Below are 24,882 nucleotides of genomic sequence, written 5' to 3'. Positions count from 1 at the left end.
GGCCCCACCCTACGGGGCCATCCGGGTCGCACCAAATGCCTAGTTTGGCCCGCGCGAGATGCCCGGACCGGCGTCAGCTTCGTGACCGCGGCGGGGCCGGGCGGGCCTCAGCCAGCTCGGCGGAACTGTGCAACAGATCGGCCACCGCGTCGTAGCGCTCCCTGATCGTCCGTAGCACCCGCTGCCCGATCTCGGCCGCCGCCAGCACCTGCGGGCAGGCGGCCGGGTCGATCGGCCCGTCTGTGGACAGGGTCACCGCCGCCGTCGAACCGAGTGCGTCAGCCAATGACCCGGCAAGGTCGGCGCGGGTCTGCTCCATCCAGTCGACCAGGGCTTCCGCGAGCTCCGCGGTGGCCGCCAGGCGCGCGTCGAGGCTGTCCGGGGCGCCGCTCAGATGGGTGGCGGCGCGGCGGCGAGCGTCGTCGTACGCACCGGCCGCGTCACCCGACCAGCCGCCGGGCGGGGGTAGCGAGTCGGCGACCTCCGCGTATGTGTCGGCATCAGCGTGCAGTTCCCGTGCGGCGTCGGCGAGCCCCGCGGGGCGCAGCGCGGCCACCGCGCGCACGGCGTCGCCCGGCAGGAGGCGGACGCGGCGCAGTTCCGGCCAGACCGGATGCCCCGGTGGGGCACCTGCCGCCGAGAGCACCTCGTCAACCCGTCGCAGCAGCGGGGCACTCGTGTCCAGGAGATGGCCGAGCCGGTCCATCAACAGCCCCTCTCGGCGGACCACAGTGGACCGTGGCGCTCCACCCGGCGGCCGACCACCTCGTCGATCTCGGCATAGCCCTGTTCGGTGGCGCGGAGGTCATAGGCCAGGTCGGCGAGTCCGGCCGCCGCCTCGCCGGCCTCCCGCGAGCGGGCGGCCAGCACAGCGGACCAGTGAGCGTACAACGCGCGACCGAGGCGGCCCGGCAGTCCCGCTTCGTCCGCGGCGAACGCCCCGGCCGGGATGTCCAGGCCCGCCGTCGAGCGGTCCACTGTGGTCAGTCGGTCGGCAGCGGTGCCCAGCTGGTCGGCAAGTGACTCCATCTCAGCACTCCCCCAGCGCCCGGAAACCACCGAAGACCTCGTCATGCAGTTTCCCCCGAGCCCAGCGGGCGGCCTCGGCCGCGTTGGCGATCACGGCCTGCACCTCCCGGGCGAGATCCGCGGCGCTGCGGTGCTGCAGGCTGCCGCGGAAGCGGACGTCCGTGATGTCGCCTGCCGCGGTGACCAGCACCTCGACGGTGTCGTCGGGCGAACGCACGGAGACCACGTGCGCCGCGACAGCCTTGTCGAACTCGGCACGCAGCACGTCGATGCGGCGGTATCGATCGATCGCCTCGTCGATCCACGCCTCGTCGATCTCGCGCGCCATCCACCACTCCTCACCGGGCGTGCTGCGGGCGTTGCTGTCGGCATCGAACCGTACCGAATTGAGCGACCTCGCCGCGACCCTGGAGATGTCCCTTGTGGATATCGGTGGGTTCAGCCCCGCCAGAGGGCCAGCATCATGGCCTCGACCGCGATCCTGGGCTTGACGTTCTGCTCGATGGCGTCGCGGCAGGCCAGGACCGCCTCCAGCCGGCGCAGCGCGCTCTCCGGCGACCACCGGTCGGCGGCGGCGGCGGACACCGACGCGGTGTCCGTGTGGACCGTGTCGACCGGCGCGCCGAAACGGGTGATGAGCACGTCACGGTAGAAGCCGGCCAGGTCCACGAGCGCGCGGTCCAGCGCGTCACGCTGGGCCCGGGTGGCACGCGACTTCTGCCGGCGCTCCAGGTCCTTGAGCTGGCCCGCCGAGCCGCGCATGGCCGCCGCGGCGCCCCGGCCCGTCCCCCCGGCCCCCAACGCCTGCTCGAGCGCGGCCCGTTCGGTCGTGTCCGCCGTGCTGACGGACGCGGCCGCCTCGGCTTCGGCCGCCTCGATCAGCGCGGATGCGGCGTCGAAGCAGGCACCCACGCCGGTGAGCCGGCGCGGAACCGCCAGGACCGCGTCGCGCCGGTTACGGGCCTCAGGATCGTTCGCGAGGCGCTTGGCGCGGCCGACGTGACCCTGCGCGGCCGCGGCGGCCCAGGCCGCGACGTCCGGCGCGATGCCGTCCCGGGCCGTGAGCACGGCGGCGACCGCGTCGGCGGGTGGCTGGCGCAGCGGCACGACCCGGCAGCGCGACCGGATGGTCACGGAGATGTCGTCCGGGTGGGTCGACGGGGTGCAGAGCAGGAACACCGTCCGCGGCGGCGGCTCCTCGATCGCCTTCAGCAGCGCGTTTCCGGCGGCCTCGGTGAGCCGGTCCGCATCCTCGATCACGACGGCCTGCCAGCGGCCGCCCGACGGGGCGCTGCTGGCCCGCAGCACCAGCGCGCGCATCTCCCCGACGCCGATGGACAACCCCTCCGGCACGACGAAACGCACGTCTGCGTGGGTGCGCCCGAGCACGGTGTGGCAACCATGGCAGGTGCCGCAGCCGATCCCGTCACGCTCGCACTGCAGGGCCGCCGCGAACGCCCGGGCGGCGACGGAGCGGCCCGAACCGGGCGGCCCCGTGAAGATCCAGGCGTGGGTCATCGCGCCGTTGCCGGTCGCGGCACCGGCCACGATCCGGGCCGCCGACGCCGCCGCCCGGTGCAGCGTCTCGACCGCCTCGTCCTGCCCGACCAGGTCGGCGAAGACACCCGGGCCGACGGCGGGGGCAGAACCGGCGTTGTCGGCGGGGACGGCACTCACGGTGGCAGGCACCCGTCGATCCTAGGGCGCGGCACCGACAGAACGACCCACCCGGCACCCGCAGACGCGGCGCCACCCCGAACCCCGGGGTCAGGGCCGGAGACCGTCCGGGGGGACGGCGACGAAATCCGCCTTCTGAGGTCCGGAATCCGGTGGGGCGGCGGGCGGAGCCGGTGGCTGCCCGGGAGCGCCTGGGCCGAGCAGGCTCGCCACCCGGCTGTGCACGGCGTCCGCGATCTCGGCGGGCGGCCGGGCCGCGTCCAGCACCAGATAGCGCTTCGGGTCGGCGGCCGCGAGATCGAGGAAGGCGTACCGGACCCGGTCGTGGAAGGCCCGTGACTCGCTCTCCAGCCGGTCCGCACCCAGGCCGCGGGCGTCGACCCGGCTCAGCCCCACCCCCGGGTCGACGTCGAGCAGGACGACCAGGTCGGGCTTGAGGCCGCCGGTCGCCCAGGCGGACAGCCAGGAGATCTCCTGGACCGGCAGGGTACGTCCGGCCCCCTGGTACGCCAGGGACGAGTCGACGTACCGGTCGCTGATCACCACCGCGCCGCGGGCCAGGGCCGGGCGCACCACCGTGGCGACGTGATGGGCGCGGTCGGCGGCGTAGAGCAGGGCCTCGGCGCGGGGGGACGGGGCGACGTCGCCGGAGTTCAGGACGAGGCCGCGGATCCGGGTGCCGACGTCGGTGGCGCCCGGCTCGCGGGTCACCACCACCTCGCGGTCGGTCTCCCGCAGCACCGCGGCGAGCCGTTCCACCTGGGTGGACTTGCCCGCGCCCTCGCCGCCCTCGAAGACCACGAAGAACCCGCGCCGGGGGAACGGCTCGGCCGCGGACAGCGGCCGCCCGCGCAACGAACCCCACAGGTCGGCCAGCACCGGGACGCCCCGCTTGTCGTCCATCTGCCGGAACGCGCTGATGCCCACCCACACCCCGACCAGCCCGGCGCCGATCAGCAGCACCCGGGTGAAGGAGACGTCCACCGCGACGCTGCCGATCGCGACCCGGCGGGAGCTGCCGATCCCGACCAGGAAGCCGGACAGGACGATCGCCAGCAGCAGGACCATCCGGGTGCCGATCTGCACCACGGCGAAGACCCGGCCGCGCACCTCGTCGCCGACCTCGCCGTACAGCAGGGTGGTGCCCGCCAGGAACGCCATGCCCGCGCCCGCACCGACCAGCAGCGCCCCGACCAGCGCCATGGACAGGTGGAACGCGAAGCCGAGGAACGTCACCGAGGCGCTGGCCAGCACGATGTTCATGCCGAACCAGCGGCGACGCGACAGGTCCTTGACGATCATCGGGCCCAGCCCGATGCCGACCGCGAGCCCGATGAAGATCGTGCCGAACAGCAGCGAGAACGCGGCCTCACCGGCGCCCAACGAGGTGGCGAACGTGCGCGCCGTGCCGATCACGATGCCGCCGGCCGCGAACGCCCCGAAGATGCCCAGCACCAGGCCGCGGACCAGCGGCGTGCCGCCGATGTACTGCCAGCCCTCCCCAAACTGGCGGAGCATGGTCTGCTGCGCGTCCCGCTGCCGCTCCGGGCTCTTGCCGCCGATCTCCTTGATCCCGAAGAACACCACGAGCGCGGTGGCCAGTCGGGAGAAAGCGTTGAAGTACAGCGCGAGGATCACCGGCTCCGCCCAGTGCGGCAGTGACACCCCGGAATGCTGGGTGATCGCGGTCAGGGCGGACAGCCCGAGGGCGGCCAGGACCGGGGCGATCCCGTATGTCGTGACGAGGGTGAGCTGGTTCGACACCTCGATCCGCGACTTCGGGATGAGGTTGGGTACCGAGGCCTCCTTGGCCGGGATCCAGATCAGGGTGATCGTCTCGCCGATGAACGTGGCGATGGCGGCCCAGGTGACGGTGACCGCCCCGGACGCCCCGAGCAACGGGACGAGCGGAATCGACAGGTACACCACGAAACGGATGAGGTCCGTGATGACCATGGTGTAACGGCGGTCGAAGCGGTCCGCCATGACCCCGGCGATCGGGCCGAGCAGCAGGGCCGGCACCAGGCGCACCGCGATCGTGCCGCCGAACGCCGCGCCTTGCGCCGCGCTGCCGCTGACCTGGGACGCCGCGAACAGGCCAGTGGCCAGCAGGCCGAGCCAGTCGCCGAACGAGGCCGCGCCCAGCACGAGCCACAACCGGCGGAACGGGCGGATGCGCAGCACGGAGCGCAGCGCGGCGAAACCGGAGAGGTCGACCGGTCCGGTGTCCGCGCGCTCCGAGCCCGCTTCGGTGTTGATGTCCCTACCTCCCGTGACTGCTGCTCGGAGCACTCTAACCGGCGGGCGTAGCGGGCTGGGGATACGCACGTTCAGGTGGCGCAGAAATGAAGCCTTTTCACATCAGCACCAGAGGCATTAGCGTGCTGACGTGATCGGTGAACGCACCGCCCTCCGGGAACGGCTGCACCGCGCCACGGCCCACCTCGACACCCCCCTGGCCGTGGTGGACCTGGCCGCGTTCGACGCCAACGCCGCGGCGCTGACCGCCCGGGCGGGCGGCAAGCCGCTCCGCGTGGCCAGCAAATCCGTGCGCTGCCGGGCCCTGCTCGACCGGGTGCTCGCCCGGCCCGGCTGGCACGGGATCATGGCGTACACGTTGCCGGAGGCGATCTGGCTGGTCCGCGCCGGAGTCAGCGACGACGTGCTCGTCGCGTACCCGTCGGTGGACCGGGCCGGCATCGGTGAGCTGACCGCGGACCCCAAGCTGGCCGCGGCCATCTCCCTGATGGTCGACAGCCCCGCCCACCTCGACCTGGTGGACCAGGTCACCAGCCCCGGCAAGCGGCCCACGGTCCGGCTCTGCCTCGACCTGGACGCCTCCTGGCGGCCCGCGGGTCCGCTGCACGTCGGGGTGCGCCGCTCCCCGGTGCACTCGGCGGCGCAGGCGGGGGTGCTGGCGCGGCGGCTCGTCGCCCGGCCCGGCTTCACGCTCGTCGGGCTGATGTCCTACGAGGCACACATCGCGGGGCTCGGCGACGCCCCGCCGGGGCAGGCCCTGCGCGGCCGGGCGATCCGGCTCATGCAGCGTCGCTCGTACCCGGAACTGCTGCGGCGCCGCGCCGCCGCGGTCGCCGCGGTCCGCGAACACGCCGATCTGGAATTCGTCAACGGCGGCGGCACCGGCAGCGTGGCCGCCACCGCGGCCGACCCCGCGGTCACCGAGATCACCGCCGGTTCCGGCCTGTACGGGCCGACGCTGTTCGACGGGTACACGGCATGGCGGCCACGGCCCGCGGCGCTGTTCGCGCTGTCCGTGGTCCGCCGCCCGGCCCCGCGCATCGCCACCGTGCTCGGCGGCGGCTGGATCGCCTCAGGTCCGCCCGGGACATCGCGCCAGCCGACCCCGTGGCTGCCCGAGGGGCTGCGGTTCCGCGGCGACGAGGGTGCCGGTGAGGTGCAGACCCCGCTCGTCGGCGCGGCCGCGGACCGACTGCGGCCCGGCGACCGGGTGTGGTTCCGCCACGCCAAGGCCGGCGAGCTGTGCGAGCACCTCAACGAGCTGCAACTCGTCGACGGCCACACCGCCACGCCGGCCCCGACGTACCGCGGAGAAGGCCATGCCTTCCTCGGCTGACCTAGGCGTCGACGTGGCGGTGCAGGTACTCGCGGATCAGCGCCTTCGCCTCGACCAGCACGGCCTCGTCGCCCACCGGGTCACGCCGGAACGCGAGATTGATCAGCGCGTCCGCCGCCTCCACCGCGATCTGCAACGCGAACCGCAGCCGCACCCGGTCCATCAGCTGGAACTGGTCGACCAGCAGCTCGGCCAGGCGCTCCGCGATGACCGCGTTGTTGTCCCGCTCCGCGTCGAGCAGGTGCACATCCACCACGTCGCCGAAATGCAGAGTCCGGAACCCCGGCACGCTGCGGTGCATCGTGATGTACGCGTCGATACCCGCGTCCACCCCGTCCCACCAGTGCGCGAACGTCTCGTTGCCGAACCGGGTCGACAGGTCCTGCAGGTAGGCGTCCATGTTGCGCATCGCGAGGGCCTGGACGATGGCCCGTTTGTCCGGAAAGAACTGGTAGACCGAGCCGATGGCGACCTCGGCTCGTTCAGCCAGCAGTGTGGTGGTCAGGCCCTCGTACCCGACCTCGTCCACCAGCTCGGCGCAGGCGTCGAGCATGCGCTGGACCCGGGCAACGCTTCTGCCCTGCACCGGAACCCGGCGCAGCGGCCCGGTGGTGACGGTTGGTGTCGACACGCGTCGCCACTCCCTCTCAGCAGTATTAATCGGAACGTTACTCGGATCAACGAGCGAGGAGCATCGACGGGACGCCAGGTCTCGCAGGCGCTCCCGGTTTTGTGCGACTGTCCGCCCGTCGTGAGGGAGAGGCCGGAATGACCAGTGACATCGCACCGCCCGTGGGATCCGTCCGCTGGCGGAACTGGGGAGGCAATCAGCAGTCCGTCGCCGTCGACGTCTCCGCTCCTGGCAGCGTCGATGAAGTCGTCGCGCTCGTCAAGGAGGCGGTCGCCACAGGCCGGCGAATCAAAGCGGTCGGCAGTGGGCACTCGTTCACGGACATCGCGGTGGCGGACGACCTGCGGCTGCACCTGAACCGCCTCGCCGCACCCATGTCCGTAGACGGGCACCTGGTCACGGTCCAGGCCGGGATGCCCCTGTACGCGCTGAACATGCTGCTGGCCGGCCACGGCCTCGCCGTACCGAACCTCGGTGACATCGACGCGCAGACCGTGGCCGGCGCCATCTCCACCGGCACCCACGGCACCGGGCTCGGGCACGCCACCCTCGCGTCCGTGGTCGAATCGGTCACCCTGGTCACCGGCTCCGGCACGGTCGAACGGATCGACGCCTCCTCGCCGCTGTTCGGTGCGGCACGGCTCGGCCTGGGCGCCCTCGGCGTCATGGTCGAGGTGACGCTGCGCTGTGTTCCCGCGTTCACGCTGCTGGCCGACGAACGGCCGATGTCACTCCCCGACGTCCTCGCCGGGCTCGACGAGCACCTCGCGACGAACGAGCACGTCGAGTTCTACTGGTACCCGTACACGGACCGGGCACAGCTCAAGCGCAACAACACCGTTGCCGCCGCGGACCGTCCGCTGTCGAGATTCCGGGAATGGCTCGACGACGAGTTCCTCTCCAACACGGTCTTCGGGGCGGTGTGCCGGCTCGGCCGGGCGGTCCCGGCCGTCGTCGCGCCGGTCAGCGCGATCGCCGCGCGGGCGCTCACGGCCCGCAGCTACACGGCCCGGTCGGACCGGGTCTTCTGTACGCCGCGGCGGGTGCGCTTCACCGAAATGGAGTACGAGATCCCCCGCGCCGCCCTCCCCGAGGTGCTGGACGCCCTGCCCCGGATCATCGAGCGAATGCCGTTCAAGGTGCAGTTCCCGGTGGAGGTGCGGTTCACCGGCCCGGACGATGTCTGGCTGTCCCACGGCTACGGGCGCGAGTCGGCGTACGTGGCGGTGCACCAGTTCACCGGCAGCCCGTACGAGCCGTACTTCCGGGCGGTCGAGGCGGTGTGCGCGGCGCTGGGTGGACGGCCGCACTGGGGCAAACTGCACTACCGGGATGCGGAGTCGCTGCGGCCCGCGTACCCGCATTTTGCGGACTTCCTCGCCGCCCGCGACCAGCTCGACCCGCACCGGGTCTTCACCAACCCCTACCTCGACCGCGTGCTTGGCCCCTGACCAAAGTTATCCACAGGCGGTCCACAGGACCGTTGAGATCCTCAGAGGGCCTCGGCGGCTGGCCTGACTCGGTATCCCTATGGCGTCCGCGATAGAACTTGGTGGATTCTCGGCGGTGGTCTGGCCCCTTCGTTTTCCCCCAGGCGCCCGCGTGGCGGCCTTTGCCTTGCATTGTCGTCCGCCGCCGAGGCTCACCGCCGGGCAGGAACGTGACTTCACAGGAGCTTGGCTTCATCGCCCCGTCAACGGTCTGTCCGCCTGCCTGGCGGTGTGCCAGCGCCTTTGCCGGACGAGCAGGGAGGACAGCAGCGTATGGAGAGCCAGCAGCGGGAGGTCATCGGCGGCGTCGACACGCACGCTCGACACCCACACCGCCGCCGTGATCGACATGACCGGCCGGGTCCGCGGAACCCAGCAGTTCAGCGCCGATCCGACCGGGTACCGGGCCTTGCTGACCTGGCTGCGCAGCTAGGGCACCATCCGTGCAGTCGGCATCGCGGGCACCGGTAGCTACGGCGTCGGCCTGTTCCGGCACCTGCACGACCAGGGCGTCGAGGTGATCGAGGTCGACCGCGCGAACCGCAAGATGCGCCGCCAGCGCGGCAAGACCGACACCATTGACGCCGAGGCCGCCGCCCGGGCCGTTCTGGCCGGTACCGCCACCACGGTCCCCAAGACCCGCAACGGCATCGTCGAGGCGCTACACGGCATCAAGACCGCCCGCGCGTCCGCGATGCGCGCGCACGTCGCGGCGAAGAACGCGCTGATCGGCATGTCCCGCACCGCGCCGGAGCCGCTGCGCAGCCACCTGACCGGGCTGACGATCGGCCGGCTCGTCAAGACCGCCGCAGTCTGCGCCCAGGCTTCGACATGACCGACCCGTTGACCGGGGCGAACTGGAGCAGCACGGCGTCGGCCCGGTGACCGCCGCAACGCTGCTGATCACCGCCGGGGACAACCCGGAACGCATCCGCAACGAACGCGCCTTCGCCATGCTCTGCGGCGCCGCCCCCATCTCGGCCAGCTCGGGGCGCACCGACCGGCACCGGCTCAACCGCGGCGGCAACCGGCAGGCGAACAACGCCCTGCACACCATTGCGATGAGCCGGTGGAACACCGACGCCCGCACCCAGGAGTACGTCCAGCGACGCACGGCGCAGGGCCTGGGCCGGCGCGACATCCTGCGCTGCCTCAAGCGCTACCTCGCCCCGGAGATGTTCGCCCACATCCACGCGGCCCTGCGCCAGCGACCCTTGCCAGTCTCAGCTGCGGCGCCGCCGGACCCGATACCGCTGCTGGCCGGCGCCTGACCCGGGCGGTCAGCAGCACCCGTCGCGGGCTGCCCGGATGGCGCGGCCCTGACCCGACATGAGCGCACGGCCCCCGCGCAGGAAGCCGATCATGCGCCCGGGCGCGGACGGGCAGGGTCACGAACCCCCGCCGCCGAACGACCGTAGTCAATGAAAAATAGCTGTCTACCAGCACGGATACCCACTCAGCCGATCCGATGGCGCTGGACCGGCGTCGGCCTCGAGCCGAAAGTATGAGGTGCAACCGTTAGGAAACCTTCCTAGACCCGGGGGTGCACCGCGCGACACCGAATCTTCTTCATGTGACCGGCGACGTGGCCGGGCAAAACGGGGGAGATTCCTTGACTCGCAACGTTCAGAAGGCCAGCACCATCCTCGGCACCATCGTCGCCGGCACCGCCGCCGCACTGCTCGCCCCGCTGGCCACTCCCGCCGCCCACGCCGCCCCCGCCGCCGCCCCGAAGCCGACCAAGCAGTGCGTGACCGGCGACAAGCTCGTCCCCTCCTGCGGGGTGCTCTGGGGCGCCGCCGCGGGCGGGTTCACCTCCGCCCCCCGCGACGAGGCGTTGAAGGACTGGGAGCAGTTGTCCGGCCGGACCGCGTCGATCTTCCACACCTACCACAAGGGCGACGAGGTCTTCCCCACCGCCTCCGAGATCGCGATGACCCGGGATGCGGCCAAGCCGCGGGTGCTGCTGGTCAACTGGAAGGTCGCCTACGGCTCGACCTGGGCCAAGGTCGCCGCCGGGGAGCAGGACAAGCGGATCGACGCGTTCGCCAAGCGGATCAAGACCACGTATCCGGAGAAGTTCTTCCTCGTGCTCAACCACGAGCCGGAGAACGACGTCATCGCGAAGAAGGGCTCCGGCTGGGAAGCCAAGGACTTCAAGGCCATGTACCGCCACGTGATCCAGCGCCTCGACAGCAAGGGCGTGGACAACGCGATCAACGTAATGGCGTACATGGGTAACGAGAAGTGGATGGCGCAGTCCTGGTGGAAGGACCTGTACCCGGGCGACGACGTCGTGGACTGGATGGGCCTGGACTCCTACGTCAGCGCGGAGAAGGGCTACTACCACTACGGCCAGTTCGGTGACCTGCTCGACCGCGAGCCCTCCGGCGGCGGCACCGGCTGGTACGACTGGGCCACCACCCAGCACGCGTCCAAGCCGATCATGATCGCCGAGTGGGGCGTCTACCACCGCATCGGCAAGCCCACCGACAAGACCGCCGGCTACAACAGCGTCCTGCCGGAGCTGGCCAAGCGCCCGAACATCAAGGCGATCGTGTACTTCGACACCAAGCACGACGACGAGGGCGACCGCGACATCAGCATCGACTCCACCAAGGCCAACCTGGCCGCCTTCAAAACCCTCGCCGCCAACCCCCTCTTCAACGTCAAAATCGCCTGACGCCCGCACGTCACACGAGCCCGCCCGGCACCCCGCCGGGCGGGCTCGTGCCATGCCCGCCACGGACCAGGGCTGCTCGCTCGCTGGTGGACGCGGCCCAGTGGGCACGCACCGTCGCCGAGGCACAGGCAATCGTGGCGGCCGGGTTCCAGCAGAGGCTGGTGCGAGAGGCAAATGTCCGGGCGGTGCTCGAGCGGCTCCCGCGGGCACGGCGCCGCTGGATCATCGCCCGAGCGGTGGACGACTCGACGGGTGGCGCCCACTCGCTGGCTGAGATCGACTTCGTTGCGCTGTGCCGTCGGCATCGCCTGCCCGAACCGAGTTTGCAGGTCGTGCGGAGCGATGCGGCGGAGCGGCGCCGCTACCTGGACGCGCTGTTCGAGGAATGGCAGGTCCACGTCGAGGTGGATGGCGGACACCATCTCGAGGTGCGGCAGGCGTGGGCGGACATGAGCCGCCAGAACGCCCTGTGGATCGCGGGGTGAGCGAATACTCCGCTTCCCGCCTGGGCGATCCGTCATGACCCCACCGCAGTGGTGGCCCAGGCTAGGCACACCCCGCGATCTTGGTCAGTGAATGGGGGCGGGCGACGCGGTCGGCGGTGAGGCGGTGGCTGGGGAAGCGTTGGTCGGCTTGGCGACCGTTGCCTTCGCGGGCGTTGCCTTGGCGGCCGTTGCCTTGGCGGGAGTTGCCTTCTTGGCGGGGGCCTTCTTTGCCGGGGCCTTCTTGGCTGCCGTCTTCTTGGCCGTCGCTTTCTTGGCGGCGGTCTTCTTGGCCGGGGTGGCCTCGCCGTCGGCCGCCTTCTTGGCGGTGGCCTTCTTCGCGGCCGCCTTCTTGCGCGGGGCGGGGCCCTTGGCGCGCTTCTCGGCCAGCATCTCCGACGCCTGCTCGACCGTCAGCTCCTCCGGCGTCTGCCCGCGCCGCAAGGACGCGTTGTACTCCCCGTCGGTCACATACGGGCCGAACCGGCCCTCCTTGATGACCATCGGCTTCTCGGTTGCCGGGTCCGGGCCCAACTCCCGCAGCGGCGGCTTGGCGGCGCCACGCTGGCGGGTCTTCGGCGCCGCCAGCAGCGCCAGCGCCTCGTCCAGGGTGACCGTGAACAGCTTCGCTTCGCTCTCCAGGGAGCGGAAGTCGTCACCGCGCTTGATGTACGGCCCGTACCGGCCGTTGGCGGCGACGATCTCCGCGCCGTTCTCGTCGACGCCGACCGTGCGGGGCAGCTCCAGCAGCCGCAGCGCGTCCGTCAGCGTCAGCGTCTCCGGGGACTGGGTGCGCAGCAGCGACGACTTGCGCTCCCCGGCCTGCACGTACGGGCCGAAGCGGCCGGACTTGAGCGCGACCTGCTCACCCGTGGCCGGGTCCTCGCCGAGGCTGCGTTCGCCACCGCCGCCCAGGTACAGCTCGGTGACCTTCTCCGGGGTGAGCTCGTCGGGGGCGACGCCCTCCGGGATGGACACCCGGTCCTCGGGGGCCTCCTCGGTGGCGCCCGGCGCCTGACGCTGCAGGTACGGGCCGTACCGGCCGACGCGGACGACCACGTCGCGGCCGGACTCGTCGGTGAACAGCGGGATGGAGTTGACCGAACGCGCGTCGATCTCGCTCAGGTTCTCCGTGACCATCTTCTTCAGGCCGCCGGCCTTGGCGATGGAGTCGTCGCCGGACTTGTCGCTGCCGAAGTAGAAGGAGGTGAGGAAGTCCAGCGCCGCGAATTCGCCGCCCGCGATCTCGTCGAGCTGGTTCTCCATGGCGGCGGTGAAGTTGTAGTCGACCAGCCGCGGATAGTGCCTCTCCAGCAGGCCGATCACCGCGAACGCGAGGAACTCCGGGATCAGGGCCTGGCCGCGCTTGGTGACGTACCCGCGGTCCTGGATCGTCCGCATGATCGACTCGTACGTCGACGGGCGGCCGATGCCCAGCTCCTCCAGCGCCTTGACCAGCGACGCCTCGGTGTAGCGCGCGGGCGGGGAGGTGTGGTGGCCGACCGCGGTCAGCTCCTCGCCGGTCAGCGGCTGATCCTTGACCAGGTTCGGCAGGCGGCGCTCGGCGTCCTCGGCCTCGGCGGTCTCGTCGTCGGAGGACTCCACGTACGCCCGCAGGAAGCCCGGGTCGGTGATCGTCTTACCGGTGGCGGCGAAGTCGACCTCCTCGCCCGCCGTCGAGATCGCGCGGATCCGCACCGAGATCGAGTTACCGACCGCGTCGGTCATCTGGGAGGCGATCGTGCGGCGCCAGATCAGCTCGTACAGCTTGAACTCGTCCGCGGACAGCTCCTTGGCCACCTCGCCGGGGGTGCGGAAGTTGTCGCCCGCGGGACGGATCGCCTCGTGCGCCTCCTGGGCGTTCTTCACCTTGCCGGTGTAGCGGCGCGGCTGCGGCGGGACGTTGGCCTCGCCGTACAGCTCGGCGATCTGGCGGCGGGCGGCGGCCAGGGCGGTCTCGGAGAGGTTCACCGAGTCCGTACGCATGTAGGTGATGTAGCCGTTCTCGTACAGCCGCTGAGCGGTGCGCATCGTCACCGAGGCGGAGAAGCGCAGCTTGCGGGCCGCCTCCTGCTGCAGCGTGGACGTGATGAACGGCGCGTACGGGCGGCGCCGGTACGGCTTCTCCTCGACCCGGGTGACCGTGAACGGGCGGTCCTCCAGCCGCGCGGCCAGGCCGCGGGCCCCGTCGCCGTCGAGGTGCACCACCGCCGCGCCGGGCTTGACCTGGCCGGTGGTGGGCTCGAAGTCCTTGCCCGTGGCGATCCGGTCGCCGTCCAGGGCGATCAGCGTGGCGGAGAAGGTGCGCGGCCCGTCGGCCTGCCCCTGCACCGCCAGCAGGGCGTTGATGTCCCAGTACTCCGCGGTGCGGAACGCCATCCGCTGGCGCTCCCGCTCGACCACGATGCGCGTCGCCACGGACTGCACACGGCCTGCGGACAGCCGGGGCATCACCTTCTTCCACAGCACCGGGCTTACTTCGTACCCGTAAAGCCGGTCGAGGATGCGCCGGGCCTCCTGCGCGTCGACCAGGTCGCGGTCGATGTCGCGGGGGTTCGCGACCGCGGCCTGGATCGCGGGCTTGGTGATCTCGTGGAAGACCATCCGGCGGACCGGGACCTTCGGCTTGATCGTCTCGACCAGGTGCCAGGCGATCGCCTCGCCCTCGCGGTCCTCATCCGTGGCGAGGAGGATCTCGTCGACCTCCTTCGCCAGCTTGGTCAGCTTGGCGATCTGCTGCTTGCGGTCCGCAGAGACCACGTAGAGCGCATGGAAGCCGTTGTCGACGTCGACGCCGAGCCGCGCCCACGCCTCGCCCTTGTACTTGGCCGGGACGTCGGCCGCGTTGCGGGGCAGGTCACGGACATGACCGAAGGAGGCCTCGACGAAATAGTCGGGCCCCAGGTAACCGGCGATCGTCTTGGCCTTCGACGGGGACTCGACGATGACCAGACGGGTCGTCCTGGTGTCACTCGGCACGGCACTCCCACACTTCGTACTCGTTCGACGGGTCGTCATTTCGGGTGGCGATCCGCGGACGTTCAACGTAACGCGCCGGACGAGAAGCCATTCCCCGGGCAGCCCGGAGCCGGATGGTAACGGTCCGGCCACCGCACGCGTCCGACGGCGACACCGTACACCGCGAACGGGGCGTCTTGTCGCACACAATCCGAGAAGATCACGAAGTCGCCCCACCCGGCCACAGGGCCGGGGGCGCCGCCGCGGGCCGGTCTCCGACCAGCTCAGCGAGTCGTGACAGCCGCTTGCGGTCGGTGATGACGAAGCTGAGTCCATCATCCGACAGCACCGGAGCGAGCCCGGCCCTGGACAGCGCGGCTTCGACAGTATCTCGATCTCCGCTGGCCCAGGCGCCCAGCCCGAGGACGTAACCGCCGAGGCCGGGGGCCCCGGCGGCGGCCACCCACAACCGCAGCCGGGCACCGTCCAGGAACAGGCCGTCGGCGGGTGGCGGCCAAGCGCGGGCAAGAGCGTTCAATCTGCTCGAGTACGCCGTCCGCACCTCGAAACCGGCCACACCGCCCGGCCTGGCGCCCACCTCCACACCCGTCGCGGTGGACCCGGCGGGGGCGATCGGCCCGCCGTCGGGAGCGCTCCGGCCAGCCAGGTTTCTCACCCGAGCCGCCGCACCGGTGCTGTCTCGCCCGGCGCTCTCCTCGCCGGCAGCGTCCTCGCTGCCGAAGTCCCCGCGGGCGGGATCGGCGCTGGGCGGGTGTTCGCTGCCGGAGCCCTCGCGGGCCGGGTATTGGCTGCTGGAGCCCTCGCGGGCCGGGCCCTCGCGGGCCGGGTCCTCGCGGGCCGGGTCCTCGCGGGCCAGATCGTCGCGGGCCGGATCGTCGCGGGCCGGATCGGCACCGGCCGGGTCCTCCGTGGCGGCGGGCGGGCCGTCCGGGTGGGGCCCCAGGTCCGGTAGGGGGGACCAGGTCACCGGCAGGCCGCGGGCGAAGAGCTCGGCCGCCAGGACGTGCACCCGCCACGCGGCGTCGACCCGGACCGACACCCGCGCCGTCCCGCCCATGCGACCGAGTCGGCCGGGGCCCACCAGCAGCCCGGCCAGGTCGGCCGGGGACGGCTCGGTGGCCTCCACTCCGAAGATCGACAATTGGCGCCCAGTGTCGTGGGTGCCGGCCGCGCGGGGATCCGCAACGCGGCGCCGACCGGCTGCCGGTCCGGTGGGGTGGGCGGCCGGGACCGGCGCGGGCAGGACCTCGCGCGGGATCAGCGGCCAGCCCGGCTCCGTCATTTTCAGCGGCACTCGGGCACGTCGTCGAACGCCTGACTCAGCTCCTTCGAGTCGAGCTTGCTGGTATCCAGCTCACTGCGGCGATATTCCGTGTTAAGCGTGTCGACCACCGCGCCGACCTGGGTGTAGAAGGACTTGGCGGGGCTGGTGGCCAGGGCTTCGATGCCGCTGCGGGCCCGCCCGTACGCGTCGCGCATCGCCCCGAGTGACGCGGTGAAGCTGTCCGCGACCTGTTTGCCGTGGTCGACGTCCGGGACTCCGGCCCGCGCCACCCCGGCTCGGGCCCGCTCGCTGGCTGTCTCGGCGCCCCCGAACAGACGCACCAGGTTCTCCTTCGCCTGCGCCGGGGTCGTCGCAGCGGTCATCTGCTGCTGGGTGCGGGTGGCCAGGGTGCCGATCTCGGTGCGCCAGGGGGCGAGCACGGTGCAGACCGACTCGGCCCAGTCACGCGGGCCGGGGGCACTGGAGCAGGCGGCCAGGAGGATGGCGAGGGCAAGTAGCAGGGGCAGGGATCCCCGTCGAGCCGAACGCATGGGATGCAGCGTACGGGCAACGGCCGACAGCAGCGACGCTCGATCGCCTACACGGGTGCGCAGACGGTACGGGGGCACCCGGCGGATGCCCCCGTACCGTTGATCTTCTGGGTCAGGCGTTGACCTTTTCCGGGGTGTCGGCTTCCTCGCCGTCACCGGCCGCCGGGGCCTCCCCCATCGAGATCGGCTTGCGCTTGCTGAACACGACCGCGGACACGATGACCAGCGCCGCGACGACCGAGATGGTGACCCGGACCGCGGTGTTGCTGTCCGTGCCGATGCTCAACGTCACCACGGCGGGCGCGATCAGCAGCGATACCAGGTTCATCACCTTGAGCAGCGGGTTGATGGCCGGGCCCGCGGTGTCCTTGAACGGGTCACCGACCGTGTCGCCGATCACCGTGGCGGCGTGGGCGTCGGAGCCCTTGCCGCCGTAGGCGCCGTCCTCGACCAGCTTCTTCGCGTTGTCCCACGCTCCGCCCGAGTTGGCCAGGAACACCGCCATCAGCGTGCCCGCCCCGATCGCCCCGGCGAGGTACGACGCGAGCGCGCCCGCGCCGAGCCCGAAACCGACCGCGATCGGCGCCATGATGGCCAGCAGGCCGGGCGTCATGAGTTCGCGCTGCGCGTCGCGGGTGCAGATGTCGACCACGCGGCCGTACTCGGGGCGCTGGGTGCGGTCCATGATGCCGGGGAACTCGCGGAACTGGCGGCGTACCTCCATCACGACCGCGCCCGCGGAGCGGGAGACCGCGTTGATGGCCAGGCCGGAGAAGAGGAACACCACCGCGGCACCGACCAGCAGGCCCACCAGGTTGCGCGGGTTGCTGATGTTGAGCAGGCCGAGAATCTCGGCGCCCACCTGGTCCGCCTTGATCCCCGCGTCGGCCAGCGAGGACGCGAGGGTGTTCGTGTACGAGCCGAACAGCGCGGTCGCCGCGAGCACGGCCGTGGCGATCGCGATGCCCTTGGTGATCGCCTTGGTGGTGTTGCCCACCGCATCCAGCTCGGTGAGGATCCGCGCGCCCTGCTCGTCGACATCGCCGGACATCTCCGCGATGCCCTGCGCGTTGTCGGAGATCGGGCCGAAGGTGTCCATCGCGACGATGACGCCGACCGTGGTGAGCAGGCCGGTGCCCGCGAGCGCCACCGCGAACAGCGACAGGGTGATCGAGGAACCGCCGAGCAGGTACGCGCCGAACACCCCGGCGCCGATCAGCAGCGCCGAGTACACCGCCGACTCCAGGCCGACACTGACGCCGGCCAGCACGACCGTGGCCGCGCCGGTCTGCGACGACTTGCCGATGTCCTGCACAGGACGACGGTTGGTCTCGGTGAAGTAGCCGGTCAGCGCCTGGATGGCGGCGGCCAGCACGATGCCGATGACCACGGCGCCGATGGCCACGTACCGTGGGTTGCGGCCGCTCTCGGCGACACCCGCCGCGACGCTGCCGAACTCGCTGAACGTCGCGGGCAGGTAGGCGAAGCTGACCACCCCGACCAGGATCGCGGACAGCGCCGCGGAGATGTAGAACGCCCGGTTGATGGCGGTCAGGCCGTTGCGGTCCGAGGCGCGCAGGCGGGTGATGAAGACCCCGACGATCGCGATGACCACCCCGATCGTCGAGACGATCAGCGGGAAGATCAGACCGTCCTGGCCGAACGCGGCCTGGCCCAGGATCAGCGCCGCGACCAGGGTGACCGCGTACGACTCGAACAGGTCGGCCGCCATGCCGGCGCAGTCGCCGACGTTGTCGCCCACGTTGTCCGCGATCGTGGCCGCGTTGCGCGGATCATCCTCGGGGATGTGCTGCTCCACCTTGCCGACCAGGTCGGCGCCGACGTCGGCCGCCTTGGTGAAGATGCCGCCGCCGACCCGCATGAACATCGCCAGCAGGGCGGCGCCGAAGCCGAAGCCCTCCAGGACGGTCGGTGCGTCCTCGCGGTAGATCAGTACGACCAGCGCGGCGCCGAACAGGCCCAGGCCGACCGTGAGGAAGCCGACCACGCCGCCCGTGCGGAACGCGATGCCCATGGCCTTCTCCCGGCCGCCGGACTCGCCGGCCGCCGCGGCCACCCGCAGGTTCGCGCGGGTCGCCAGCGCCATCCCGGCGCCGCCGATGAAGGAGCTGAAGATCGCGCCGACGATGAAGAACAGAGATCGCCCGATCCTGACCGCGATCTCGCTGTCGGTGTTGTGCACCGGCAGCAGGAATAGCAGCACGACCGCGAGGACGACGAAGATCGCCAACGTCTTGAACTGGCGGAACAGGTACGCCGATGCGCCTTCCTGCACGGCGCCCGCGATCTCCTGCATGTTGGTGGTGCCGCGACCGGCGGCGAGCACCGACCTGACGAACGCCGCGGCGAAGCCCAACGCCACCAACGCGAACGCCACCGCGACGATGACGTAGGTGAGGTTGTCACCACTGAGGGACACCCCGCCGCTCTCCGCGGCGAGGGATGTGGAGGTCCCGGACATCAATGTCCTCCTGTACACCGACCGCGCCCGAGCGGTGGACGAAACCGCCGGACGCATCCCCGCGCGGGGGAGACGACAACTGGGCCCCGCGGACGCGGGACCAGGAAGCAGGTGCTGATAACTCGCGTACTTTATAGGCCAGTGGTGGTGGCGGTCACACCCGGACCCGGCCGTGTCGTGGTGATGTTTACCGCTGTGTTAGCGAAGCCGTTCCTGGGTAGGCTGTCGGGTCCGCGCATTGTGGCGGTTTCTTGTGCGTGTCCTTTTTAGGCGATATGTACGGCGAACGGTCGGCGACTCGCCGCACCACGCAAGATCGCGCCCGTCCCGTGTCCTTCCAGGCCAGAGCCGACAAACGCCTCATTCGCCCGCGGGAGCCACCGAGATCACCCGCCAGGTGCACAGCGGCCGGGAACGGACGGATCGCCAGCACCGACACGGATCGGGGTGCCGGGGTTCCGCATCGCCGGGCGACGTGGAACAGGGGCGGCCAGCGTCGCAGGAGCGCGATCGCGGGCGCGGTCAGCGGCGTGGCGACCTGATCGCGGCGCGGTCAGCGGCGTGGCGACCTGATCGCGGGCGCGGTCAGCACGTAGGAGCGGGTTCCGGTGCCTGGGTCAGCGGCGCTGGAGCGGCCAGACCATGCGGACCTCGGTGCCCGCGCCTTCCTCGACCGGGCGCACCTGCAGGTCGTCGACGAAACCGGCCAGCAGCGCGAACCCGACGCCGGTCGTGAGCGCCTCGTCGGTCAACGACTCGTCCGCCAGCTCATCGGGCGGCAGCTTGGCCAGGCCCACGCTGGCCTCGATCGGCGCACGGTCGATCACGCTCACGGCGTAGAAGTCCGAATCGGACATTTCCACCATCACGAGGTCGGGCAGGCCGTACTGGCGGTGCAGGGCAACCGCGCGGGTGCACGCCTCGCCGATCGCGAGCCGGACCTCATCGAGCAGCTCCTCGGCGACCCCCGCCCGCCGAGCCACCGCCACACCCACCAGCCGGGCCGTCCGGACGTGCACCGGCGCGGGCGAGAAGGACAGCCGAACCGTCGCCATCACGCCGTCGGACCGCTGCCGCGGTGCTCACCCCGGGTCGCCGAGGTCGCCGCCTCCACCGACGGATAGATCGGGAACACCTGGTCGAGTGCGGTGATCCGGAAGATCTTCAGCAACGGTTCCTTGGCGCAGACCAGCGCGAACGTGCCACTGGCCGCGCGCAGCCGCTTGAGGGCGCCCACCAGGACGCCGAGCCCGGTGGAGTCGAGGAAGTCGACCCGGCCCAGATCCACCACGACGTTGCGGGCCCCGGCATCCACCAGCTCGACGAGGCGTTCGCGCAGCCGCGGAGCCGTGTAGACGTCGACCTCGCCACCCACCTCGAGCACCGTGTGCTCGGCGACGGTCCGGGTCGCCAGCGACAGCTCCATCGGTCCTCCTTCCGCCGGGGACTGCCCCCATCACCCAGCCGATCTCCCCAGCGAATCTAACCACCGTCGACCATTGAGCCACGCGCGGCACCCACCGGCGTACCCGTTTGAGGTTCGGGGCACACCGGTGACAGAGTGCATGCCGTGACCACCGCCGCCCGCGCCCTCTCGACCGGGCTACCGGCACCCGTCGCCGCGTCCGGGTCACCGGGGCTGCGGCCCGCGGAGCTGCTGCACCGGCTCCGCGGGCGGACCGGGCCCGGTATCGCCGTTTCCGGCGGGGCGGATTCCGGCGCCGACGGGTCCCCGATCACCCACGTCGAGCGGGTGCCCGCTCGGGAAGGCCGCCGCGCGCCGTGGCCGGGCTGGGTCCCGGCTCCCCTGCGCGAGGCGCTGGCCGCGCGCGGCATCGACGCGCCGTGGGAACACCAGGCCACGGCGGCCGAACGGGCCCACGGCGGCAGCCACGTCGTGCTGGCCACGGGTACGGCCTCCGGCAAGAGCCTGGCGTACCAGCTGCCGGCGCTGAGCGCCCTGCTGGCCGACCCGCGCGCCACCGTGCTGTATCTGTCGCCCACCAAGGCCCTGGCGGCCGACCAGTTGCGCGCGATCACCCGCCTCGGCCTCGACGGGGTCCGCCCCGCCACGCTCGACGGCGACACGCCCCGCGAGGAGCGGGAGTGGATCAGGCAGCACTCGCGGTTCGTGCTGACGAACCCGGACATGCTGCACCACTCCCTGCTGCCCGGCCACGCCCGGTGGGGCGTCTTCCTGCGCAGGCTCCGCTACGTGGTGATCGACGAATGCCACACCTACCGGGGGGTGTTCGGCTCCCACGTGGCACACGTGCTGCGTCGCCTGCGCCGCGCCGCCACCCGGTACGGCAGCCGGCCCACGTTCGTGCTGGCGTCCGCCACGTCGGGGGATCCCGCGGACACCGCGTCGCGGCTCACCGGGCTGCCCGTGACGGCCGTGACCGAGGACGCGTCCCCGCGCGGCGCGGTGACCTTCGCCCTGTGGGAGCCCCCGCTGCTCGCGCCGGAGCCGGGACCCGGCCCGGTCCGGCCGCGGAGCGCACCCGACGATGCCACCGCCGGGGGGCCGGACACGATCGCCACCGAGGCGACGACCTCGTCCGCGGATTCCGAGATCGTCGCCGTGGACCTGCCCCCGGTCCGGCGCTCGGCGCTGCGCGAGACCGCGGACCTGCTCACCGAGGCGGTCGCGGCAGGCACCCGCACGCTGGCGTTCGTGCGCTCGCGGCGGGGAGCCGAGGTCGTCGCGAGCATGGCACGGCGAGCGCTCGACGAGGCGGTGCCGGGGCTGGGCGCCCGGGTGGCCGCGTACCGCGGGGGTTACCTGCGGGAGGACCGGCGCGCGATCGAGCGGGCACTGCTGACGGGGGAACTGCTCGCGTTGGCCTCCACCAACGCCCTGGAGCTCGGGGTCGACCTGGTCGGCCTCGACGCCGTGCTGATCTGCGGCTACCCGGGCACCCGGGCGTCGCTGTGGCAGCAGGCGGGACGGGCGGGGCGCAGTGGCGGGGAGGCCCTTGCGGTGCTGGTGGCCCGTGACGATCCGCTGGACACGTACCTCGTGCACCATCCGGAGGCGCTGTTCGGCCGTCCGGTCGAGGCGACCGTCCTGGACCCCACCAATCCGTACGTGCTGGGCCCGCAACTGTGCAGTGCCGCCTCCGAAGCTCCGCTCACCGCGGATGATCTGGAGCTGTTCGGTGGTCCCCCGGCGCGGGAGGCGGTCGCGGCGCTGACCGACGCGGGTGCGCTGCGGCACCGGCCGTCCGGCTGGTACTGGACCCATCGCGGCCGCCCCGAGGTGGACCTGCGCGGCACCGGCGGCGCCCCCGTCTCGGTGGTCGAATCGGCGACCGGACGCCTGCTCGGCACGGTCGACCCGGGTTCGGCGCACCTGCAGCTGCACACCGGCGCGGTGTACCTGCACCAGGGAGTGTCGTACCTGGTGGACCAGCTGGATCTGGAGGACGCGGTGGCGCTGGTGCACGCCGCGGAACCGGATTTCTCCACCCACGCTCGCGACGTCACGAACCTGTCCGTGGCCGAGGTCCGCGCGTACGTCGACGCCGGGCCGGTCGGGTTGTTCCTCGGCGAGGTGGACGTGACCAGCCAGGTGGTGTCGTACCAGCGGCGTCGCCTCCGCACCGGTGAGGTCATCGACACCAGGCCGCTGGACCTGCCCGAACGTGAGCTGCGGACCGTGGCCGTCTGGTTCACGATCTCGCCGCAGGCGCTGGCCGCTGCGGGAGTCGCGGCGGCCGACGTACCCGGGGCGCTGCATGCGGCCGAGCACGCGGCGATCGGGTTGCTGCCGCTGATGGCGACGTGCGACCGCTGGGACATCGGCGGCCTGTCGACCGCGAACCACGCCGACACCGAGGCGCCGACCGTGTTCGTCTACGACGGACATCCGGGCGGCGCCGGGTTCGCCGAGCGGGCGTACGCCACGGCTGCCGCGTGGCTGCGAGCCACTCGTGCGGCGATCGCGTCGTGCGCGTGCGAGAACGGGTGCCCCTCCTGCGTGCAGTCGCCCAAGTGCGGGAACGGCAACAGCCCGCTGGCGAAGGGCGCCGCGGTCGCCGTGCTGGAGGCGGTCCTGGACGCCCTGCCGAACTGACCGCGCGGGGACTTGCACCGGCCCGGCTTCCGCCAGGGGCGCTCCCGCGAGGGGGGGTGTCCGCACCGGCCCGGCGCGGGCGGCCGCCCAGGCCTGCCGGGTCAGCCCGGGCAGCGGGGTGACGCTCACTTCGGCACGCACGACGATCTCCAGGTCCTCGACCGCGCAGGAGCTGAGCACGGCCCCGTTGGCGGCCACGAAGCGCGCCGCCTCGGCGCAGGCCACCGCCGGGCCTTCGACGACGCGCGCGGCTCCGGCGAGCGCGCCCAGATCTGCAGCGGTTCGCGCCTGGTGCCGTCCGATCCGTGCCGCCCCGACCGCGGCTCCCGCGAGCCCGGCGGCGACCAGCGCGAGACCGATCGCCAGCACCAGCAGCGACGCCGCACCTCGGTCCCGTAAATGGCGCCGGGATGAGGCGGTCGTGGCGTCGCCCGCCCGGCGGTAGAGGAAAACTGACCGGCGGTGGAGGAAGACGGCCCGGCGGTGGAGGAGAACGGCTTCGACGGTGCGGCGGTGGATGACATGGGCCAGTGCCGCCAGCCGCACACTGCGGTGCGCCGCCCACCGCCGCGCACCCGTGCGGCCTGGCCACCTCATGGGATCGCCGCCAGGCCGTCGGGTTCCCGCGCGGCGGTCGCCGAGGCCCGCACGGTGAAGCCCGGGAGACCTCCGCCGAGGAGGCGAACCCGGGCGGCAACCGTGACGGTGACCGTGTCGCCACTCGTCAGGACGTCTACTGTGGATGGCGACGGTGCGACGTGGACCGCGGCCGCCGTGCCCGATTCACCGCGGGCGGCGGCGATGGCGCCCTCGCGGGCCGCGTCCACGCACTGGGCCCGGGTCGTCACGGCGTTGACCGCGGTGAGCCCGGCGAGCAGAAGCAGCATGAGCGCCGGCAGCCCGGCCGCCAGCTCGGCGGTGAAGGAGCCCCGGTCGCGGCCGGGCCACCGGCGCGCGGTCACTTCAGCGCCCGGTCGATCACCGCGGTCAGCGCCGCCTGCACGTTGCCACTGGTCAGCACCTTCAGCAGGATGCCCGCGAACGCGACTGCGGCCAGCGTCCCGACCGCGTACTCCGCGGTGTTCATCCCGTCGTCGCCCCGGAGTCGGGTGATGAGTTTGCGCATGTGTCTCTCCTCTTCTGTGGGTGTTTCCCGGTTTCACAGCACGTCGCCGAGGACGGCGACCACCACCGGCACCAGGCCGGCGAGCACGAAGGCCGGCAGGAAGCACAGCCCCAGCGGAAGGACGATCAGCACGCCCGCCCGCCGGGCCGCCGCCTCGACCGCGATGGTGCGGTCGGTACGCAGGTCGTCCGCCAGCCGGACGAGTGCACCCGCGAACGCGCCACCGCTGGCGGCGGAGCGGATCGCCGCGGCGATCACACGCTGCGCACCGTCCACCCCGGACAGGTGTGCCCATGCCTCGGGTGGGTCGGCGCCGAGCCGCAGGGCTCGCGCGGTGCACGCCAGCCGCTGGCCGAGCGGGCCGCCGAGCGCCTCGGCCACGGCACCGGCCGCCCGGTCGACGGGCGCACCGGCGCGCAACGCCGCGGCCAGTAGATCCGCGCACAATGGCAGGTCGGCCGTGGCGCGCAGCCGGGCGGCCCGCACCGTCGCGGGCTGCCTGTGATGCAGGAACCGATCCACCACCACCCCGGCCGCCCCACCGACGGGCACGCCCCACCACCGGCCGATCACCCCGGCGACGGCCAGCGCGGACAAGACGGCCAGCAGCAGACGCGGATCCCGGGTACGCCTCGGCGCGGTGGTGCGGCGGAGCCGCGCCAGACGACGCCCGCTGCCCCGGCGCCGGGCCAGGATCGACGCCGCGATGACCGTCGCGCCCGCGGCCAACAGGACCGTCACCTCGCCACCGCCGCGGCGAGAGGGCGGGCGCTGCGCTTTGCCCGAGCCGTCCGGACCGGATGGAGGCGAAGGCC

Annotated in this window: 21 protein-coding genes and 2 pseudogenes; 7 read left to right on the top strand and 16 right to left on the bottom strand. The window is 72.2% G+C overall.

Annotated features, from left to right (window positions below; translation table 11 throughout):
• Positions 1–73: 73 nt before the first annotated feature.
• The 5 genes from ACMCNO_RS03785 to tmk form a co-directional block, all read right to left on the bottom strand.
• Positions 74–706, bottom strand: coding sequence for a hypothetical protein (locus ACMCNO_RS03785; protein ID WP_412748018.1), 633 nt, complete (start codon positions 704–706; stop codon positions 74–76).
• Positions 706–1,029: a hypothetical protein gene (locus ACMCNO_RS03780; protein WP_412748017.1), complete on the bottom strand. Its 324-nt coding sequence runs from the start codon at positions 1,027–1,029 to the stop codon at positions 706–708. Before ACMCNO_RS03780 ends, ACMCNO_RS03785 begins: the two co-directional genes overlap by 1 nt.
• Position 1,030: 1 nt before the next feature.
• Positions 1,031–1,357 (bottom strand): YbaB/EbfC family DNA-binding protein, encoded by a 327-nt coding sequence (locus tag ACMCNO_RS03775; protein ID WP_412748016.1) that lies wholly within the window; start codon positions 1,355–1,357, stop codon positions 1,031–1,033.
• Positions 1,358–1,467: 110 nt separating this feature from the next.
• Positions 1,468–2,706: a DNA polymerase III subunit delta' gene (locus ACMCNO_RS03770; RefSeq protein ID WP_412753607.1), complete on the bottom strand. Its 1,239-nt coding sequence runs from the start codon at positions 2,704–2,706 to the stop codon at positions 1,468–1,470.
• 90 nt (positions 2,707–2,796) lie between these two features.
• A complete protein-coding gene (gene tmk, locus ACMCNO_RS03765) occupies positions 2,797–4,890 on the bottom strand; it encodes a dTMP kinase (RefSeq protein WP_412753606.1) in 2,094 nt (697 codons plus the stop codon).
• A gap of 205 nt (positions 4,891–5,095) precedes the next feature.
• Here tmk and ACMCNO_RS03760 point away from each other — a divergent pair, with 205 nt between their 5' ends.
• Complete coding sequence (locus ACMCNO_RS03760) at positions 5,096–6,301, top strand: amino acid deaminase/aldolase (RefSeq protein ID WP_412748015.1); 1,206 nt, start codon at positions 5,096–5,098, stop codon at positions 6,299–6,301.
• 1 nt (position 6,302) lies between these two features.
• Here ACMCNO_RS03760 and ACMCNO_RS03755 read toward each other — a convergent pair whose 3' ends face one another.
• Positions 6,303–6,932, bottom strand: coding sequence for a TetR/AcrR family transcriptional regulator (locus ACMCNO_RS03755; protein WP_412748014.1), 630 nt, complete (start codon positions 6,930–6,932; stop codon positions 6,303–6,305).
• Positions 6,933–7,081: 149 nt separating this feature from the next.
• On the opposite strand from ACMCNO_RS03755, the gene ACMCNO_RS03750 reads away from it, so the two are divergent.
• The 5 genes from ACMCNO_RS03750 (at position 7,082) to ACMCNO_RS03730 (ending at position 11,590) form a co-directional block, all read left to right on the top strand.
• Positions 7,082–8,383, top strand: a complete 1,302-nt coding sequence (locus ACMCNO_RS03750; RefSeq protein WP_412753605.1) for a D-arabinono-1,4-lactone oxidase — start codon at positions 7,082–7,084, stop codon at positions 8,381–8,383.
• Between the two features lie 478 nt (positions 8,384–8,861).
• Positions 8,862–9,257, top strand: a complete 396-nt coding sequence (locus tag ACMCNO_RS03745; RefSeq protein WP_412753604.1) for an IS110 family transposase — start codon at positions 8,862–8,864, stop codon at positions 9,255–9,257.
• A gap of 46 nt (positions 9,258–9,303) precedes the next feature.
• Positions 9,304–9,693: a transposase gene (locus ACMCNO_RS03740; RefSeq protein ID WP_412748013.1), complete on the top strand. Its 390-nt coding sequence runs from the start codon at positions 9,304–9,306 to the stop codon at positions 9,691–9,693.
• A gap of 341 nt (positions 9,694–10,034) precedes the next feature.
• Positions 10,035–11,105: a glycoside hydrolase family 26 protein gene (locus ACMCNO_RS03735; protein ID WP_412748012.1), complete on the top strand. Its 1,071-nt coding sequence runs from the start codon at positions 10,035–10,037 to the stop codon at positions 11,103–11,105.
• A gap of 86 nt (positions 11,106–11,191) precedes the next feature.
• Positions 11,192–11,590, top strand: a complete 399-nt coding sequence (locus ACMCNO_RS03730; RefSeq protein WP_412748011.1) for a hypothetical protein — start codon at positions 11,192–11,194, stop codon at positions 11,588–11,590.
• Between the two features lie 84 nt (positions 11,591–11,674).
• Here ACMCNO_RS03730 and topA read toward each other — a convergent pair whose 3' ends face one another.
• The 6 genes and pseudogenes from topA to ACMCNO_RS03700 all read right to left on the bottom strand — a co-directional run bounded on the left by topA (position 11,675) and on the right by ACMCNO_RS03700 (position 20,289).
• The gene (gene topA, locus ACMCNO_RS03725) at positions 11,675–14,566 is read right to left on the bottom strand and encodes a type I DNA topoisomerase (protein ID WP_412748010.1); all 2,892 of its coding nucleotides are present in this window, start codon (positions 14,564–14,566) and stop codon (positions 11,675–11,677) included.
• A 955-nt stretch (positions 14,567–15,521) separates the two neighbouring features.
• Positions 15,522–15,848 (bottom strand): annotated as a pseudogene (locus ACMCNO_RS03720) (hypothetical protein); the annotation flags it as partial.
• A 2-nt stretch (positions 15,849–15,850) separates the two neighbouring features.
• Positions 15,851–16,381 (bottom strand): hypothetical protein, encoded by a 531-nt coding sequence (locus ACMCNO_RS03715; protein WP_412748009.1) that lies wholly within the window; start codon positions 16,379–16,381, stop codon positions 15,851–15,853.
• Between the two features lie 112 nt (positions 16,382–16,493).
• Positions 16,494–18,863, bottom strand: a complete 2,370-nt coding sequence (locus tag ACMCNO_RS03710; protein ID WP_412748008.1) for a sodium-translocating pyrophosphatase — start codon at positions 18,861–18,863, stop codon at positions 16,494–16,496.
• A gap of 617 nt (positions 18,864–19,480) precedes the next feature.
• On the bottom strand, positions 19,481–19,921 hold the full coding sequence (locus ACMCNO_RS03705) for an ATP-binding protein (RefSeq protein WP_412748007.1): 441 nt from the start codon (positions 19,919–19,921) through the stop codon (positions 19,481–19,483).
• On the bottom strand, positions 19,918–20,289 hold the full coding sequence (locus ACMCNO_RS03700) for an STAS domain-containing protein (RefSeq protein WP_412748006.1): 372 nt from the start codon (positions 20,287–20,289) through the stop codon (positions 19,918–19,920). Before ACMCNO_RS03700 ends, ACMCNO_RS03705 begins: the two co-directional genes overlap by 4 nt.
• A gap of 144 nt (positions 20,290–20,433) precedes the next feature.
• Here ACMCNO_RS03700 and ACMCNO_RS03695 point away from each other — a divergent pair, with 144 nt between their 5' ends.
• Positions 20,434–22,941 (top strand): DEAD/DEAH box helicase, encoded by a 2,508-nt coding sequence (locus tag ACMCNO_RS03695; RefSeq protein ID WP_412748005.1) that lies wholly within the window; start codon positions 20,434–20,436, stop codon positions 22,939–22,941.
• Between the two features lie 126 nt (positions 22,942–23,067).
• Here the strand turns inward: ACMCNO_RS03695 and ACMCNO_RS03690 are convergent.
• From ACMCNO_RS03690 to ACMCNO_RS03675, 4 genes and pseudogenes are all read right to left on the bottom strand, one after another.
• A pseudogene (locus tag ACMCNO_RS03690) lies at positions 23,068–23,538 on the bottom strand (Rv3654c family TadE-like protein); the annotation flags it as partial.
• Entirely contained in the window at positions 23,535–23,903 is a 369-nt protein-coding gene (locus tag ACMCNO_RS03685) for a TadE family type IV pilus minor pilin (RefSeq protein WP_412748004.1), read from the bottom strand. The pseudogene ACMCNO_RS03690 and the gene ACMCNO_RS03685, both read right to left, overlap by 4 nt.
• Entirely contained in the window at positions 23,900–24,067 is a 168-nt protein-coding gene (locus ACMCNO_RS03680; protein WP_412748003.1) for a DUF4244 domain-containing protein, read from the bottom strand. The genes ACMCNO_RS03685 and ACMCNO_RS03680 overlap by 4 nt, the downstream gene beginning before the upstream one ends.
• 33 nt (positions 24,068–24,100) lie before the next feature.
• Positions 24,101–24,760, bottom strand: a complete 660-nt coding sequence (locus ACMCNO_RS03675) for a type II secretion system F family protein (protein WP_412753603.1) — start codon at positions 24,758–24,760, stop codon at positions 24,101–24,103.
• Between the last annotated feature and the right edge of the window lie 122 nt (positions 24,761–24,882).

Source organism: Krasilnikovia sp. M28-CT-15 (genome assembly GCF_047159595.1).
In the GTDB taxonomy this organism is placed as follows: Bacteria; Actinomycetota; Actinomycetes; order Mycobacteriales; family Micromonosporaceae; genus Actinoplanes.
This window is presented reverse-complemented; position numbering and strand designations above follow the sequence as displayed.